Source organism: Pantoea agglomerans, from assembly GCF_021397715.1.
Lineage (GTDB): Bacteria > Pseudomonadota > Gammaproteobacteria > Enterobacterales > Enterobacteriaceae > Pantoea > Pantoea astica.
The window spans coordinates 2,314,893-2,330,666 of sequence record NZ_CP090207.1 but is presented as its reverse complement, the minus strand read 5'-3'; the positions used below and the strand labels follow the sequence as shown (position 1 = coordinate 2,330,666).

The 15,774-nt window shown below is 57.8% G+C and carries 13 protein-coding genes; 6 read left to right on the top strand and 7 right to left on the bottom strand.

Annotated elements, in window-relative coordinates:
- Nucleotides 1-2: 2 nt before the first annotated feature.
- A complete protein-coding gene (locus tag LZU96_RS11045; protein WP_233984400.1) occupies nt 3-470 on the bottom strand; it encodes a GNAT family N-acetyltransferase in 468 nt (155 codons plus the stop codon).
- Between the two features lie 64 nt (nt 471-534).
- Nucleotides 535-912, bottom strand: a complete 378-nt coding sequence (locus tag LZU96_RS11040; protein WP_233984399.1) for a hypothetical protein — start codon at nt 910-912, stop codon at nt 535-537.
- A 416-nt stretch (nt 913-1,328) separates the two neighbouring features.
- On the opposite strand from LZU96_RS11040, the gene LZU96_RS11035 reads away from it, so the two are divergent.
- Entirely contained in the window at nt 1,329-1,526 is a 198-nt protein-coding gene (locus LZU96_RS11035) for a hypothetical protein (RefSeq protein WP_233984398.1), read from the top strand.
- 330 nt (nt 1,527-1,856) lie between these two features.
- On the opposite strand, the gene araA is transcribed toward LZU96_RS11035, so the two are convergent.
- Together araA and LZU96_RS11025 are read right to left on the bottom strand one after the other, a co-directional pair.
- The gene (araA, locus tag LZU96_RS11030) at nt 1,857-3,356 is read right to left on the bottom strand and encodes an L-arabinose isomerase (RefSeq protein ID WP_233984397.1); all 1,500 of its coding nucleotides are present in this window, start codon (nt 3,354-3,356) and stop codon (nt 1,857-1,859) included.
- A gap of 146 nt (nt 3,357-3,502) precedes the next feature.
- On the bottom strand, nt 3,503-5,200 hold the full coding sequence (locus LZU96_RS11025; protein WP_233984396.1) for a ribulokinase: 1,698 nt from the start codon (nt 5,198-5,200) through the stop codon (nt 3,503-3,505).
- Between the two features lie 365 nt (nt 5,201-5,565).
- On the opposite strand from LZU96_RS11025, the gene LZU96_RS11020 reads away from it, so the two are divergent.
- The 5 genes from LZU96_RS11020 to LZU96_RS11000 all read left to right on the top strand — a co-directional run bounded on the left by LZU96_RS11020 (nt 5,566) and on the right by LZU96_RS11000 (nt 11,439).
- On the top strand, nt 5,566-6,549 hold the full coding sequence (locus tag LZU96_RS11020; protein ID WP_233984395.1) for an arabinose ABC transporter substrate-binding protein: 984 nt from the start codon (nt 5,566-5,568) through the stop codon (nt 6,547-6,549).
- Nucleotides 6,550-6,651: 102 nt separating this feature from the next.
- Nucleotides 6,652-8,172, top strand: coding sequence for an L-arabinose ABC transporter ATP-binding protein AraG (gene araG / locus LZU96_RS11015; protein ID WP_233984394.1), 1,521 nt, complete (start codon nt 6,652-6,654; stop codon nt 8,170-8,172).
- Between the two features lie 12 nt (nt 8,173-8,184).
- Entirely contained in the window at nt 8,185-9,171 is a 987-nt protein-coding gene (gene araH, locus LZU96_RS11010) for an L-arabinose ABC transporter permease AraH (RefSeq protein ID WP_031377613.1), read from the top strand.
- Between the two features lie 77 nt (nt 9,172-9,248).
- Nucleotides 9,249-10,166 (top strand): arabinose operon transcriptional regulator AraC, encoded by a 918-nt coding sequence (gene araC / locus LZU96_RS11005; protein ID WP_094121553.1) that lies wholly within the window; start codon nt 9,249-9,251, stop codon nt 10,164-10,166.
- 226 nt (nt 10,167-10,392) lie between these two features.
- Nucleotides 10,393-11,439 carry an oxidoreductase gene (locus tag LZU96_RS11000; protein ID WP_233984393.1) on the top strand — a complete coding sequence of 349 codons (1,047 nt, stop codon included), beginning with the start codon at nt 10,393-10,395 and terminating at the stop codon, nt 11,437-11,439.
- Nucleotides 11,440-11,743: 304 nt separating this feature from the next.
- On the opposite strand, the gene add is transcribed toward LZU96_RS11000, so the two are convergent.
- The 3 genes from add to malX all read right to left on the bottom strand — a co-directional run bounded on the left by add (nt 11,744) and on the right by malX (nt 15,661).
- Nucleotides 11,744-12,739, bottom strand: coding sequence for an adenosine deaminase (gene add / locus LZU96_RS10995; protein WP_233984392.1), 996 nt, complete (start codon nt 12,737-12,739; stop codon nt 11,744-11,746).
- A gap of 143 nt (nt 12,740-12,882) precedes the next feature.
- Nucleotides 12,883-14,055, bottom strand: a complete 1,173-nt coding sequence (locus LZU96_RS10990) for a MalY/PatB family protein (protein WP_233984391.1) — start codon at nt 14,053-14,055, stop codon at nt 12,883-12,885.
- A gap of 16 nt (nt 14,056-14,071) precedes the next feature.
- Nucleotides 14,072-15,661, bottom strand: a complete 1,590-nt coding sequence (gene malX / locus LZU96_RS10985) for a maltose/glucose-specific PTS transporter subunit IIBC (protein ID WP_233984390.1) — start codon at nt 15,659-15,661, stop codon at nt 14,072-14,074.
- Nucleotides 15,662-15,774 lie beyond the last annotated feature (113 nt).

Genomic DNA, 15,774 nt, shown 5'->3' with positions numbered 1-15,774 from the left:
CATTACTGCGCCAGATGCAGCATCATCACCGTGACCTCTTCACCCGCTATTTGCCGCTGTTCCACCGCCTGCCATCCTGAACGCTGATAGTACGCCTGTTGATCGGGAGTATAGAGCCAGAGCTCGCTAATCTGCTGCTGTTTTGCTCGCGCGATTGCCTGCTGGATCAACGCTTTTGCCACGCCCTGGCCCCGGAATTTCTTATCCGTTACCACTTCACCGATCCAGTATTCCCTTGCCGCGATGTCATCCAGTTCATAACGAATGAGGCTACAGGTAGCGGCAACCGTTTCGCCATCCGGCGTGGCGATGAGGGTAAATTCTGCAGCAGGCGCCTGATTCCGCTGTTTTATACGCTCAAGGATGGTGGGCTGATGCGACCATGCAGGCAGTGCTGACCATTCCGTGTGCAGTAACTGTGCGGTTTGTCCGGCGTAGCCGGGATGTTGGTTCAGTTCGGCAATTTGCATGGCTCTGGCTACCTTTGTTTTTTCAGGCTACAAGCAATACAGGCTGATGGGGGAAAGTACAAATTCATGAAAGGGTTAAGTTATAGCAAAGACTTAGGCTCTCTTTTGTATGACAGGAAAAACAATCGCTGTTGGTTGCTGGTGCTAGGTCAGGAAAGGCTGCCCGATCGCAAAGGATTCCCGCATCCATGCGGATCGGCCGCGCCTTCCCTGGCGCGGACGCTTTGCTCTTCAGGCATGCCTTTCCTTCCCGGTTGGGCTTGATCATTGCTTTGAGAAGCAGAAGAGTGGACTTTTTATTGATGTGTTGAATAAAACAATCGCTGTTGGTTGTTGGTTGCTGGAGCAAGGTCAGGAAAGGGATGCCCGATCGCAAAGGATTCCCGCATCCCTGCGGATCGGCCGCGCATTCCCTGGCGCGGACGCTTTGCTCTTCGGGCATACCTTTCCTTCCCGGTTGGGCTGATGCATCGCTTTGAGAAGCAGAAGAGTGGACTTTTTATTGATGTGTTGAATAAAACAATTGCTGTTGGTTGCTGGTGCAAGGTCAGGAAAGGGATGCCCGATCGCAAAGGATTCCCGCATCCCTGCGGGTCGGCCGCGCCTTCCCTGGCGCGGACGCTTTGCTCTTCAGGCATACCTTTCCTTCCCGGTTGGGCTTGATGCATCGCTTTGAGAAGCAGAAGAGTGGACTTTTTATTGATGTGTTGAATAAAACAATTGCTATTGGTTGCTGGTGCTAGGTCAGGAAAGGGATGCCCGATCGCAAAGGATTCCCGCATCCCTGCGGATCGGCCGCGCCTTCCCTGGCGCGGACGCTTTGCTCTTCAGGCATGCCTTTCCTTCCCGGTTGGGCTGATGCATCGCTTTGAGAAGCAGAAGAGTGGACTTTTTATTGATGTGTTGAATAAAACAATTGCTGTTGATTTCTGGTGCAAGGTCAGGAAAGGGATGCCCGATCGCAAAGGATTCCCGCATCCCTGCGGATCGGCCGCGCCTTCCCTGGCGCGGACGCTTTGCTCTTCAGGCATGCCTTTCCTGCCCGGTTGGGCTTGATCATGGCTTTTAAAAATATGCGCTGAACTAGCAAAAAGGAGGAGGTGACGGGCAGTGGAGTAAAGCGTCCGCCGCATGGACAAAAACGCCGGGAACGTTTTTGAACAACGCGAAGCGTGGGCCCGCTTGCGGGCGAGCCTGACGGATGAGGAGAATAGCCCGGCGGCCGGGGCTACCGGGATCTATTTATGGCGACTTTACGGAACGCCTGTTATTCCCGACTGAATAGCACCGTTTATATAAAAAAACCGATGCCGCAAAAGCCTGCATCGGTGGTTTCATTTAATCTGGCGCGTTGCTAATTAAAAAATGAACAGCGCCTTTTGGTTATTAACGTTTCAGCCGGTAATACGCTTCGTTCCAGCGCAGCGCATCTTTAAACGCAGGTAACCGGGTGTGCTCATCAATCACCAACACTTCGATGTCGTTCATTTCACCGTACAGATACATATCATCCAGCGTCAGCGCCTGGCTGAACACCGTATGGTGCGCGCCGCCGCCCAGAATCCACGCTTCGGACGCGGTCGCCAGTGATGGCTGGGCTTTCCACAGTGCGCGCGCCACCGGCAGCTTCGGCAGCGGCTTAGGCTGTTCTATCGCATCCACCACGTTAACCAGCAGACGGAAACGATCGCCCATATCGATGACGCTGGCGTTAATTGCACGACCCGCCGGTGTAGAGAAGATCATGCGGGCCGGATCGGCTTTATCGCCAATGCCGAGGAACTGCACATCGATCAGCGGCTTCTCTTCAATGGCGATCGAGGGGCAGACTTCCAGCATGTGAGAGCCAAGCACCAGATCGTTACCCGGAGAGAAGTGATAGGTGTAATCCTCCATAAATGAGGTGCCACCTTTGCGGTCGCCAGCCAGCACTTTGAAGATGCGCAGCAGCGCAGCGGTTTTCCAGTCGCCTTCACCGGCAAAGCCGTAACCCTGGCCCATCAGACGCTGCACCGCCAGACCTGGCAACTGCGTCATGCCGTGCAGCGTCTGGAAGTTGGTAGTGAAAGCGTGGCAGCCTTCCGCTTCCAGGAAACGCTTCAGGCCGAGCTCGATGCGTGCGGCATCCAGCACGTTCTGCCGTTTTTCGCCACCAGAAGCCGCCACGTCGGTAAAGCGATAGAGGCTTTCATACTCGTCGATCAGCGCATTGACGTCGCCGTCACTCACCTGATTGATCACCTCAACCAGGTCGCCAACGCCCCAGCCATTGACTGAGTAGCCGAACTGAATCTGCGCTGCGACTTTATCGCCTTCGGTGACCGCCACTTCGCGCATGTTGTCGCCGAAGCGTGCCACTTTCAGCTGCTGGCTGGCCTGTTTCGCCAGCGCTGCGTGCATCCAGTGACCCAGACGCTGCTGGCTGGCGCCATCCTGCCAGTGACCGGTGACCACGCTGTGTTGCAGCCCCATGCGCGCGCCGATAAAGCCAAACTCACGGCCGCCGTGTGCGGTCTGGTTCAGGTTCATAAAGTCCATGTCCATGCTGTCCCACGGGATTTCAGCATTGAACTGGGTATGGAATTGCAGCAGCGGTTTATTCAGCACGCTGAGGCCGCCAATCCACATTTTGGCTGGTGAAAAAGTATGCAGCCAGGTAATGATGCCGACGCACTGGTTATCGTGATTGGCGTCGCGGCACAGGGTCAGCGCTTCGTCCGGTGATTTCACCAGCGGTTTCAGCTCCAGACGCAGTGGCAGACCGGCCTGATTTAATCCCTCGACCACCTGACGCGCATGTTGTTCGACCTGGCGTAATGTCTCCGCCCCGTAGAGGTGCTGCGTGCCAATCACAAACCATACGCTGTAGCTGTTTAATTGTTCCATAAGATCGCTCCTTTACTTTGAGCCTACCCCAATAGGCTATTTTATTTGTCAGTCTGAACCTGAGCAGTGCTCACAATCCTCACGTACTCGGTGTACGCCTGGTTGTTCCGCGCGGTTCGTGTCCAGACTGCCTGCAACAATTACGCCTACTGGGATAGGCTCTTAGCGGAAGCGGGGCGGGCGGCGTATTGCGGTTCAGCCGTCACGCACCATTGTTGATAGCGTTGATAGAGTTGTTGATAGCGCGCCACGCGCGCCGGATCGGGCTGCAGCGTGACGGCGATCGGACTGGCCATCACCTGCTGGGCCTCCGGCACGCTGGGGTAGACGCCCGCCGCGACGGCGGCGAAAATCGCCGCGCCCAGCGCACAGCATTCGTCTGAGGCGACGATATCCAGCGGACGGTTCATCACGTCACAACAGGCCTGCATAATGGCGGGCGATTTACGCGCGATGCCGCCGAGAGTCAGGATATTTTCCACCGGGATCTGCTGCTGCTCAAAGCATTCCATAATGGCGCGCGCGCCAAAGGCGGTGGCGGCAACCAGGCCGCCAAACAGCGCGGGCGCATCGGTGCCGAGATTCAGGTCGGTAATCACGCCTTTCAGACGCTGGTTGGCGTTCGGCGTGCGGCGACCGTTAAACCAGTCGAGCACCACCGGCAGATGATCGAGCTGCGGATTGGCCGCCCAGGCCTCGGTCAGATCTTTGATCAGCGTCTTCTGCATCTCTGCCAGCTGCGGTTTCAGCGCCGGATGACGTTCCGCCGCCAGCTGCAGCGGCCAGCCCAGCAGGCGGCTGAACCAGGCATAGATATCACCAAAGGCTGACTGTCCCGCTTCCAGCCCGATAGCGCCCGGCATCACGCTGCCATCGACCTGACCGCAGATGCCTTTGATGTCGCGATCGCCGACCTTTTCAGTATCCGCAATCAGGATGTCGCAGGTAGAGGTGCCAATCACTTTCACCAGGGTATAAGGCTTCGCGCCGCCGCCGACTGCGCCCATATGGCAGTCAAACGCGCCGCCGGAGAGGGTCACCGTCTGCGGCAGACCGAGCCGCTGCGCCCATTCCGGGCTCAGGGTGCCGACCGGCAGGTCAGCGGTCCAGGTGTCGCTGAACAGCGGAGAGTCGAGCTGTTGCGTCAGCATCGGGTCGAGGGCGTTAAGGAAATCGGCCTCGGGCAGGCCGTTCCAGTCACCGTGCCACAGCGCTTTATGTCCGGCGGCGCAGCGTCCACGACGCAGACGATCGGGTGCGGTGGTGCCGCTCAGCAGCGCCGGGACCCAGTCACACAGCTCCACCCAGGAGACTGCCGCGTCACGTACCGCCGCATCTTCGCGTGAAACGTGCAGAATCTTGGCCCAGAACCATTCAGAGGAGTAAATGCCGCCAATATAGCGGCTGTAATCCTGAAAACGGCCGCTGTGACAGAGCTGGTTAATCTCTTCCGCCTCTTCAATGGCGGTGTGATCTTTCCACAACACAAACATGGCGTTGGGGTTGTCAGCAAACTCGGGGCGTAGCGCCAGCACGTTGCCGTCGCGATCGATCGGCGCCGGGGTCGAGCCAGTGGTATCGACGCCAATCCCGACCACGGCGGCGCGCTGCGTCTCGCTAAGTGCATTCAGAACGCCGAGCATCGCCTGTTCCATCGCATCGATATAATCCTGCGGATGGTGACGAAAACGGTTGGTGTGTGGATCGCTGTACAAGCCCTGTTGCCAGCGCGGGTAACTGACCACCGCACTCTGCAGCTCTTTGCCGCTATGACAATCGACGGCCAGCGCACGCACCGAATCACTACCAAAGTCCAGCCCAAGGGTGATGGCTCCAGCACGCATCGGAATCTCCTGTAGTTAATGAACCCTTACATCCTGTGTCCGACGCGCCAGAACGGTTAGTCATGGCTGGCTGACAATATGCACTTTTCTGTCATCGACAGTGATTTTGTGATCCATTGCAAAAGTTAACGTCCGGTTAAATTTGCTGAATATATGGACCATTCTGCCGTGATTTTAAGATGTGATACCGCTCTACATTTTTCTTCGCTAATCCCGTTAAAACTAGCGCAGCGTCTGAACAGGCTTTCAGCAGTTAGCGTCCTAACGCACTGATTTATGGCTGTACCCACAAATCAAAACAAACTGGTAACGTTTACACCGATTCGTTAATAGCAGAGAAAAACAACCTGGTACCGGAGAGCATCATGCATAAATTCACTAAAGCGTTCGCGGCCATCGGCCTGGCAGCGGTTATGTCACAATCCGCTATCGCCGAGACCATGAAGCTCGGTTTCTTAGTCAAGCAACCGGAGGAACCCTGGTTCCAGACCGAGTGGAAGTTCGCCGATAAGGCCGGTAAGGATTTAGGCTTTGACGTGATTAAGATTGCCGTTCCCGATGGTGAGAAAACCCTTAACGCCATCGATAGCCTGGCCGCCAATGGCGCAAAAGGCTTCGTTATCTGTACGCCCGATCCCAAACTCGGTTCCGCCATCATGGCCAAAGCGCGTGGCTACGGTCTGAAGGTGATTGCGGTCGATGACCAGTTCGTCACCGCCAAAGGCAAGCCGATGGATACCGTTCCGCTGGTGATGATGGCCGCCACCAAAATTGGTGAGCGTCAGGGTCAGGAACTCTACAAAGAGATGCAGAAGCGCGGCTGGGATGCGAAAACCACCGGCGTGATGGCAATTACCGCGAACGAACTCGACACCGCGCGTCGTCGTACCGGCGGCTCGATGGACGCGATCAAAGCCGCGGGCTTCCCGGCCGCGCAGATCTACCAGGTGCCGACCAAATCCAACGATATTCCTGGCGCATTCGATGCCGGTAACTCGCTGCTGGTGCAGCATCCGGAAGTGAAACACTGGCTGATTGTCGGCATGAACGACAACACCGTGCTGGGCGGCGTGCGCGCCACCGAAGGCCAGGGTTTCAAAGCGGCTGACGTCATCGGTATCGGCATTAACGGCGTTGATGCCATCAGCGAACTGTCGAAAGACAAAGCGACCGGCTTCTACGGCTCGCTGCTGCCAAGCCCGGATGTTCATGGCTACAAAAGTAGCCAGATGCTCTACAACTGGGTCAGCAAAGGCGAAGAGCCACCAAAATTCACCGAAGTTACCGACGTGGTGTTAATCACCCGCGACAACTTCAAGACCGAACTGGCGAAAAAAGGGCTGATGTAAACCTTGCGCGTGCCGGTGTCTGACCACACCGGCGTATCTGAGTGTCAGCCTGGATTGTTCGCGCCGCTGGCCTGCCTGCGGCGCGAAAGAGTGAGGATAAACATGAACACTGATTCAGCTTTTCTGTCGTTTCATGGCATCAGTAAAACCTTTCCTGGCGTGAAAGCGCTGCAGGATATCTCGTTCGACTGCCGCAGCGGTGAAGTCCACGCCTTAATGGGCGAAAACGGGGCGGGCAAATCGACGCTGCTGAAAATTCTCAGCGGCAGCTATCAGCCCAGCGGCGGTGAGATCCGGATTAAAGGCCAGCCGATGAGCTTTCAGCGTACGACCGATGCGCTGGACGCGGGCGTGGCCATTATTTACCAGGAGCTGCATCTGGTGCCGGAAATGAGCGTGGCGGAGAACATCTACCTCGGTCAGATCCCGCACAAACATGGGCTGGTCAACCGTAAGCTGATGCGTTATGAAGCTGGCCTGCAACTGAAAAACCTCGGCATGGATATCGATCCCGATATGCCGCTGAAATACCTGTCGCTGGGTCAGTGGCAGATGGTGGAGATCGCCAAAGCGCTGGCGCGTAACGCGCGCATTATCGCCTTTGATGAACCGACCAGTTCGCTGTCGGCGCGCGAAATCGACAACCTGTTCCGCGTCATCCGCCAGCTTCGTCAGGAAGGCCGGGTGGTGCTGTATGTATCACACCGGATGGAGGAGATTTTTGCCCTAAGCGACGCCATCACGGTATTTAAAGATGGCCGCTATGTCCGGACCTTTACCGACATGGCAAATACCCATCATGACGACCTGGTGCAGGCGATGGTGGGCCGCAACCTCGGTGATATCTACGGTTATACGCCGCGTGAAAAAGGGGCTGTGCGCCTTGAGCTGGACCAGGTGGAAGCGAAGGGCGTCCGTACGCCGATTTCGCTCAAGGTCCACGCGGGTGAGATTGTCGGGCTGTTTGGTCTGGTCGGTGCCGGTCGCAGCGAACTGCTGAAAGGGCTGTTCGGCGGCACGCGCCTGCGCAGCGGCCGGGTATTGCTGGACGGTAAACCGCTGACGCTGCGCGAGCCGATCGACGCTATCCGCGCCGGTATTATGCTCTGCCCGGAAGATCGGAAAGCCGAAGGCATTATTCCGGTCCACTCGGTGCGCGACAACATCAACATCAGCGCCCGGCGTCACAACCTGACCGCGGGCTGCCTGATCAAAAACGACTGGGAAAGCCGCAACGCCGACAGCCACATCCGTTCGCTCAACATCAAAACGCCAGGCGCAGAGCAGCTGATCATGAACCTCTCCGGCGGCAACCAGCAGAAGGCGATTCTCGGCCGCTGGTTATCCGAAGAGATGAAGGTGATCCTGCTGGATGAGCCGACGCGCGGCATTGATGTTGGCGCAAAACACGAAATTTATAACCTGATTTACCAACTGGCCAGCGACGGTATCGCCGTGCTGTTCGCCTCCAGCGATCTGCCGGAAGTGATGGGGCTTGCCGATCGCATCGTGGTGATGCGTGAAGGGGCGATTGCCGGTGAAGTGCTGCATGACGACGCCACGGAGCAGCAGACGCTGAGCCTGGCAATGCCAAAAACCACACAAGCGGCCGCCGTGGCCTGACAGGAGAGCAACATGGCTTCATCCACGACCTCAAATACGCCGCCGCCAGCCTCACGCAGCGGCCTGCAGTTTGGTCGCATCTGGGACAATTTCGGCATGCTGGTGGTGTTTGCGCTGCTGTTTATTGCCTGTGCGGTGTTTGTGCCGAACTTTGGTTCCTTTATCAATATGAAAGGCCTCGGTCTGGCGATGTCGATGTCCGGCATGGTCGCCTGCGGCATGCTGTTCTGCCTGGCGTCCGGCGATTTTGACCTGTCGGTGGCGTCGGTGATTGCCTGTGCCGGCGTCGTCACGGCGGTGGTGATCAACATGACCGAAAGCCTGTGGATCGGCGTCGCCGCCGGCCTGGTGCTGGGTATGCTGACCGGCTTTATCAACGGCTTTGTGATTGCCCGGCTGAAGATCAATGCGTTGATCACCACCCTGGCGACCATGCAGATCGTGCGCGGTCTGGCCTACATCTTCTCTGACGGCAAAGCGGTTGGTATCGAAGATGAGCGCTTTTTCGCGCTGGGCTTTGCCAACTGGCTGGGCGTGCCTGCACCCATCTGGCTGACCATCGCCACCATGCTGATCTTCGGCTTTTTGCTGAACAAAACCACTTTTGGCCGCAACACGCTGGCCATTGGCGGCAACGAAGAAGCGGCGCGACTGGCCGGTGTGCCGGTGGTGCGTACCCGCATCATCATCTTCATCCTCTCCGGTCTGGTTTCTGCGGCGGCGGGCATCATTCTGGCCTCACGCATGACCAGCGGGCAGCCAATGACCTCGCTGGGTTATGAACTGGTGGTGATTTCCGCCTGCGTGCTGGGTGGCGTCTCGCTCAAGGGCGGCATCGGTAAAATTTCCTATGTGGTGGCCGGGGTGCTGATTCTCGGTACCGTTGAGAATGCGATGAATTTATTGAATATCTCGCCATTCTCACAGTATGTGGTGCGCGGTCTGATACTGTTAGCGGCGGTGATATTTGACCGCTACAAACAGAAACATAAAGCCTGATTTGGCCAGCCGTTAACCCGCAGACGCCGCACGCGTCTGCGGGTGATTCGATCAATGACAGACTGAGTGAGGACACTATGTATCACCGTGAATCCCCGGCCGGGCAGCAAAACCCCTTGCTGCCGGGTTATTCATTCAATGCCTGGCTGGTAGCCGGGCTGACGCCGATTACCGCCGACGGTCCGCTGGACTTTTTTATCGATCGTCCGCACGGCATGAAGGGTTACATCCTTAATCTCACCATTAAAGGCAAAGGACGGGTATTTGACGGCGAGCGGGCGTTTGACTGCGAGCCGGGCGAAATGCTGCTGTTTCAGCCGAAAACCGCACACTACTATGGCCGCGCGCCCGACAGCCCGCAGTGGTTTCATCGCTGGGTCTATTTCCGTCCGCGCGCTTACTGGCACGACTGGCTGCGCTGGCAGGATGAGCAGGAGGGCGTTGGCCGTCTGCTGCTGCCGGAGTCGCTGCGTGGCGAGTTTGACCGGCTGTTTGCCAGCATCGAACAGACCCATAACTCCGGCCGCCGCTTTGCCGAAGAGCTGGCGATGAACCTGCTGGAGCGGCTGTTGCTGCGGGCGGTGGAAGAAGATCCGCGCAGTCATCAGTTAATCCGTGATCCACGGGTGATCGAAGCCTGTCAGTACGTCACTAATCATCTGGCCAGCGAAGTGAAAATTGAAGAGGTGGCGCGCCATGTCTGTCTGTCACCGTCACGGCTGGCGCATCTGTTCCGCGAGCAGATGGGGGTGAATCTGCTGCGCTGGCGCGAAGATCAGCGAGTGATCCGCGCCAAACTGCTGCTGCAAACCACCCAGGAACCGATTGCAACGGTGGGACGGGAAGTAGGCTATGACGATCAGCTCTACTTTTCCCGCGTGTTTCGTAAGCGGGTCGGTGTCAGCCCCAGTGACTTCCGTCGCCGCAATCAGGACGCCCATGACAACCTGGCCGCGCAGACCGCCTGGCCGATGACCCAGAGTGCTATCTCTTAGTTTTTTCGGGATATTCCTCCTTGTCCTGGCCTGGTTAATAGTCTTAAATCAATCAGGTTAGCAACTAAGCGCCTGGCCAGTCAGGCAATATTATTTGTCATTCTGAACCCGGGCAGTGCTCACCATTCTCACGTACTTCCAGTACGCTCCGGTTATTCCGCGCTGTCCCGGTCCAGACTGACTGCAACAATTACGCCTGATGGGTAAGGCGCTAAGAGGAATTAAAATGAGCGATAAATTGCGTGTTGGTCTAATCGGTTACGGTTTTGCCAGCAAAACATTTCACGCCCCGCTGATTGCGGGCACCCCGGACGTTGAGCTGGCCGCGATTTCCAGTAGCGATGCCAGTAAAGTCCACGCCGACTGGCCTGCCGTTCAGGTAGTGGCCGATCCGCAGGCGCTGCTGGACGACCCCTCTCTGCACTTAATCGTTATCCCGACCCCCAACGACACTCACTTTCCGCTGGCAAAAGCGGCGCTGAATGCCGGTAAGCATGTGGTGGTCGATAAGCCCTTTACCGTGACGTTGTCACAGGCACGCGAGCTGGATGCGTTAGCCAAAGCCAAAGGGCTGCTGCTATCGGTGTTCCATAACCGCCGCTGGGACAGTGACTTCCTGACGCTGAAATCGCTGATAGAGGCCGGTACGCTGGGTGAAGTCCGCTACTTTGAGTCGCACTTTGACCGTTTCCGGCTGGAAGTGCGTAATCGCTGGCGTGAAATGAAAGGCGCCGGCAGCGGCATCTGGTATGACCTTGGGCCGCATCTGCTGGACCAGGCGCTGCAGCTGTTTGGCCCGCCGGTGGCGATCAATGTCGATCTGGCCGAGATGCGTCCGGGCGCGCAAACCACCGACTACTTCCACGCCACGCTGACCTATCCGCAGCGCCGCGTGGTGCTGCACGCCAGCATGCTGGTGGCAGCCGAGTCGCCGCGTTATACCGTTCACGGCACGCGCGGCAGCTACGTCAAATATGGTCTCGACCCGCAGGAAGATCGCCTGAAATCCGGGGATTTCCCGCCGAAAGAGGATTGGGGCTACGACATGCGCGATGGCACTCTGACGCTGGTTGACGGTGATTCACTGAAGGAAAGCAGCCAGCTGACGCAACCGGGTAACTATCCGGCTTACTATGCCGGCATCCGTGATGCGATTGCCGGTCGCGGCAGTAATCCGGTGACGGCAGAAGAGGCGATTCAGGTGATGGAACTCATCGAGCTGGGTCTGCAATCCGCTGAGAAACGCCAGACGCTGTCGCTGAAGCGCGTTTAATGGGTCAGAGCTAAACGCAATAAGTAAAAAAGCGAAACGGGCCGGATATCCGGCCCGTTATGTTTGCTGTTTTAGCGGGGAGTTCGAACCTGCGAAGGGAACACGGTCAGATCGGAAAGACGCAAAAGCCGCCATCCATGGCATGCTCGGCCCGTGCCGTCCTGGCGCGGGACGCCTTCCTATTTTGACCGTGTTCCCTGCGCGTCAGGCATATGCGTGGCTGTCAGAATTGCCCTGAGTGAGTTGGAGCAGCAGAGTGACGGGCCGGTTATCCGGCCCGTTTTTTTTCGCTGACGCGACAGAATTACTGCACGCGGGCGCGAATCGCGGCTCTCTCGGCGTCGCTGAGAAACGCGATGGTGAGGCCATTTTCCTGCGCCTGGCGGATCTGCGCCGCGCTCAGGCCCGCCGCAGGGGCGGCATGGTGGTACTCATGCGCCAGCTCAATGCCCTGAACGGCCGGATCGTCGGTGTTCAGGGTGGCCAGAATGCCGTGCTCAAGGAAGGCCTTCAGCGGATGCTGCGCCAGTGACGCCACGGTGCTGGTCTGAATGTTGGAGGTCAGGCAGGATTCAATCCCGATGTGGTGCTCCGCCAGGAAATCCATCAGCGCACGATCTTCAATCGCCTTCACGCCGTGGCCGATACGCTCTGCACCCAGTTCACGAATCGCCTGCCAGATGCTCTCCGGACCGGCCGCTTCACCGGCGTGTACCGTCACCCGGAAACCGGCATCGCGCGCCTGGGTAAAATGGCTGAGGAACTCGCTGCCGGGGAAACCCAGTTCATCGCCCGCCAGATCGACGGCGGTGATGTGATCGCGATGAGCCAGCAGGCCATCCAGTTCGGCCAGGCAGGCCTCTTCGCCGAAGGTGCGGCTCATGATGCCGATCAGCCGTACATCAATATTGTGCTGCTGGCAACCGGCTCTGACGCCCTCAATCACCGCTTCGACCACGCCAGCGATCGGCAGATGGTGGCTCATTGCCATGTAGCCCGGCGAGAAACGCAGTTCCGCATAGTGAATGCCGGCACGCGCGGCATCTTCAACATTTTCCTGCGCAATACGGCGGCAGGCATCGAGATCGCCCAGCACCTTCACGCCCCAGTCGAGTTTCTGCAGAAAGCTCACCAGGTCAGGCTCATTGTCGCCCACCTGCACATGCGGACGCAGTGTCTCCAGCGTGGTAGCGGGCAGGGCGAGATTAAACTGGCGACCTAAATCAAGAATGGTTTGTGCACGGATGTTGCCGTCGAGGTGGCGGTGAATATCGGTAAGAGGAATCGTGGTATCGATCATGGTGCACTCGCTCAGTGGTAACTAAAGTGCATAACATTATAAAAATATCTTGCGCAACAGCGCCAGCAATTTGCGCAACAACTGACGTGGATGCTGGTTAATTACCCATAACCGGCCAGCGATCGCCGCCTGGCCGGTTTATTTCAGGCAGATAAGGCGTGAAGGGCGGCAATCAAGCGGCTGACGCCATCTTCCACCTTGCTGCGTGGACAGCCCACGTTGAGACGCAAGAACCCCTGGCCGGCGCTGCCGTAGGTTGAGCCGGGCATAATCGCCACGCGTTGCTGGATCAGCGCCTGCTGCAGCGCCTCTTCGCCAATACCAAGCGGATTAAGATCGATCCAGGCGAGATAGGTGGCCTGCGGCGGCTGCCAGTTAAGTTGCGGAAACGCGGCGTTAAGCCGATCGGCAACCCAGGTCAGGTTGCCTGATAAGTAGTCGCACAGCGCATCGAGCCACGGCGCGCCGTGCCGGTAGGCGGCGATGTGTGCGGCGACGGCAAGCACCGCCGGTGAGGAGAGCCCATCGGCATTTTTCAGCGCCTGGAACCAGGCCGCCCGGTCAGCAGCATTCGGGATGATGCCCCAGGCACCGGTCAGGCCCGGCAGGTTGAAACTTTTCGATGCCGAGGTAAACAGCGCCCAGTCGCCACGCGCCACGCGGGCCCACGGCGTATGAGGCTGGTCAGCCATCACCATATCCATATGGATTTCATCGCTGATCACCCGCACCTGATAACGCTCGCAGAGTTCAGCCATCTGCTGCAACTCATCTGCCGTCCAGACTTTGCCGGTGGGATTGTGCGGGCTGCACAGCAACAGGATTTTGCAGCGCGGACGCGCCAGCCGCGCTTCCAGCGCCGTCATATCACATTGCCAGCCTTCGGCTGTCCGCTGCAGCGGCATCTCCAGCACCTGGCGCTGGTTACCGCGCACCGTTTTATAAAAGGCATCGTAGGCGGGCGTATGGATGACCACTTCATCATCCACCTCACTCCAGTGACGGATCATCTGCGCCACCATGTAGATCACCGAGGGTCCATACACCAGCGTCTCCGGCTGCGGCTGATAATCAAAACGGCTGGCCATCCAGTGACAGCAGGCGGCCAGGAAATCATCATGCTGCCAGCGGCTGTATCCGAAAACGCCATGCTCCAGGCGCTGGGCCAGCGCCTGTAACACCACCGGGGCGGTTCTGAAATCCATATCGGAAATGGTGAACGGCAGCAGATCGGGCACGCCAAAGCGATCGGCAACAAAATCCCACTGGGTAGACCAGCTGCCACGGCGATCGACCACCTCATCAAAATTAAACATATCAGCTCCCGGTGCGTTAAGCGGTGACGTTCATCAGCGTCGACAGTTCATCTTTCACCGACTGCACCTGCGGGCCGATCACCACCTGCAGGCTGGTCTGATTAAGGTGTACCACGCCAATGGCACCGTTGGCTTTCAGGGCCGCATCGTCCACTTTACTCATGTCGGCAATGGTCAGGCGCAGGCGCGTCAGGCAGTTATCCAGCGAAGTGATATTCTCCACGCCGCCCAGTGCGGACAGAATAGCCGGTGAGTTATAGCCCGACTTGCCTTTACCGGCATTGCTGACCTGCTGCGCCAGCGCGCTGGCACTCTCCACTTCGCGTCCCGGCGTTTTGATATTGAAGTGCAGAATCGCGAAACGGAAAATCAGGTAGTAACCCACAAACCAGATTGCTGCGACTACCGGCACCCAGTACCACTTAGTTGACAGGCCGTGCAGCACGCCAAACACCACGAAGTCGATGATATTGCCGTCGGTGTTACCGATGGTGACGCCGAGAATAGCCATCAGGCTAAAGCCAACGCCGGTCAACAGCGCATGGATCAGATAGAGGAACGGCGCGACGAATAAAAACAGGAACTCGATCGGTTCGGTGGTGCCGCCCACCACACAGGCCACCACGCCGGAAATCAACAGGCCTTTAATTTTGTGTCGATTTTCCGGACGGGCGCAGTGATAGATCGCCAGCGCAGCACCCGGCAGGCCACCGAGGAAGGCCGGCATTTTGCCCTGCGACAGGAAGCGGGTGGCGCTTTCAGCAAAACCGTGGGTTTCCGGACAGGCCAGCTGCGCCTGGAAAATTGTCAGGGCGCCGCTGACGCTTTTGCCGCACACCTCAAGCGTGCCGCCCGCATCGGTAAAGCGCATGATCGCCACCAGAATATGCTGCAGGCCAAACGGCAGCAGCAGGCGTTCGCCGGTACCAAAGATCATCGGACCGAAGTCGCCGGCGCTGTTGATCATCCAGCCCAGTCCGGTAATGCCGCGAGCGAAGAAAGGCCAGATCAACGGCACTACCAGTCCCAGCATACCAATCACCAGCGTGGTGATGATCGGCACAAAGCGGGTGCCGCCAAAGAAGGCCAGCGCATCCGGCAGCCGGATATTGTGAAAGCGCTCGTGCAGCCAGAACACCACGATACCGACAATCACCGCACCCAGAATGCCGGTATCGATCGACGGGATACCGAGTATCGACTGGACGTTGTTGGCTTTCAGCACCGCGGCATCGGTGGTCGGCAGAATGCCATTCACATTGAGCCAGAAGTTGATACTAAGATTGAGCACCGCATAGCCGACGAAACCGGCAAACGCCGCCACGCCTTTATTGTCGCGCGCCATCCCCAGCGGGATCGCAATGGCAAACATCACCGGTAAATAACTGAAGGCGAAGGAACCGAGTTTCGCCATCCACAGAAACAGATATTGCAGCCACGGCTGATCCAGCACCGGCAGCAGCGTCAGCACATCATGGCTGCTCAGCGAACTGCCAATGCCGAGCATGATGCCGCAGAACGAGAGCAGGGCCACCGGCAGCATAAAGGTTTTCCCCAGGCTCTGGAAAAACTCCCAGACGGACATTTTTTGGCGAGGTGCGGGCATGATCTCTCCGGCAATGATGATTCACAGTGATAAAGTGCAGCGATGATAAAACGTTTTACCACGCTGATATGCGCGCTGAATCACACTATCCCGGCCAGGGATGATATTATTTT

Bases quoted from the DNA above. Each gene is read 5' to 3' on its own strand.
- LZU96_RS11045 (WP_233984400.1), bottom strand. From the start codon at position 470: ATGCAAATTGCCGAACTGAACCAACATCCCGGCTACGCCGGACAAACC.
- LZU96_RS11040 (WP_233984399.1), bottom strand. From the start codon at position 912: ATGCCCGAAGAGCAAAGCGTCCGCGCCAGGGAATGCGCGGCCGATCCG.
- LZU96_RS11035 (WP_233984398.1), top strand. From the start codon at position 1,329: ATGCATCGCTTTGAGAAGCAGAAGAGTGGACTTTTTATTGATGTGTTG.
- araA (WP_233984397.1), bottom strand. From the start codon at position 3,356: ATGGAACAATTAAACAGCTACAGCGTATGGTTTGTGATTGGCACGCAG.
- LZU96_RS11025 (WP_233984396.1), bottom strand. From the start codon at position 5,200: ATGCGTGCTGGAGCCATCACCCTTGGGCTGGACTTTGGTAGTGATTCG.
- LZU96_RS11020 (WP_233984395.1), top strand. From the start codon at position 5,566: ATGCATAAATTCACTAAAGCGTTCGCGGCCATCGGCCTGGCAGCGGTT.
- araG (WP_233984394.1), top strand. From the start codon at position 6,652: ATGAACACTGATTCAGCTTTTCTGTCGTTTCATGGCATCAGTAAAACC.
- araH (WP_031377613.1), top strand. From the start codon at position 8,185: ATGGCTTCATCCACGACCTCAAATACGCCGCCGCCAGCCTCACGCAGC.
- araC (WP_094121553.1), top strand. From the start codon at position 9,249: ATGTATCACCGTGAATCCCCGGCCGGGCAGCAAAACCCCTTGCTGCCG.
- LZU96_RS11000 (WP_233984393.1), top strand. From the start codon at position 10,393: ATGAGCGATAAATTGCGTGTTGGTCTAATCGGTTACGGTTTTGCCAGC.
- add (WP_233984392.1), bottom strand. From the start codon at position 12,739: ATGATCGATACCACGATTCCTCTTACCGATATTCACCGCCACCTCGAC.
- LZU96_RS10990 (WP_233984391.1), bottom strand. From the start codon at position 14,055: ATGTTTAATTTTGATGAGGTGGTCGATCGCCGTGGCAGCTGGTCTACC.
- malX (WP_233984390.1), bottom strand. From the start codon at position 15,661: ATGCCCGCACCTCGCCAAAAAATGTCCGTCTGGGAGTTTTTCCAGAGC.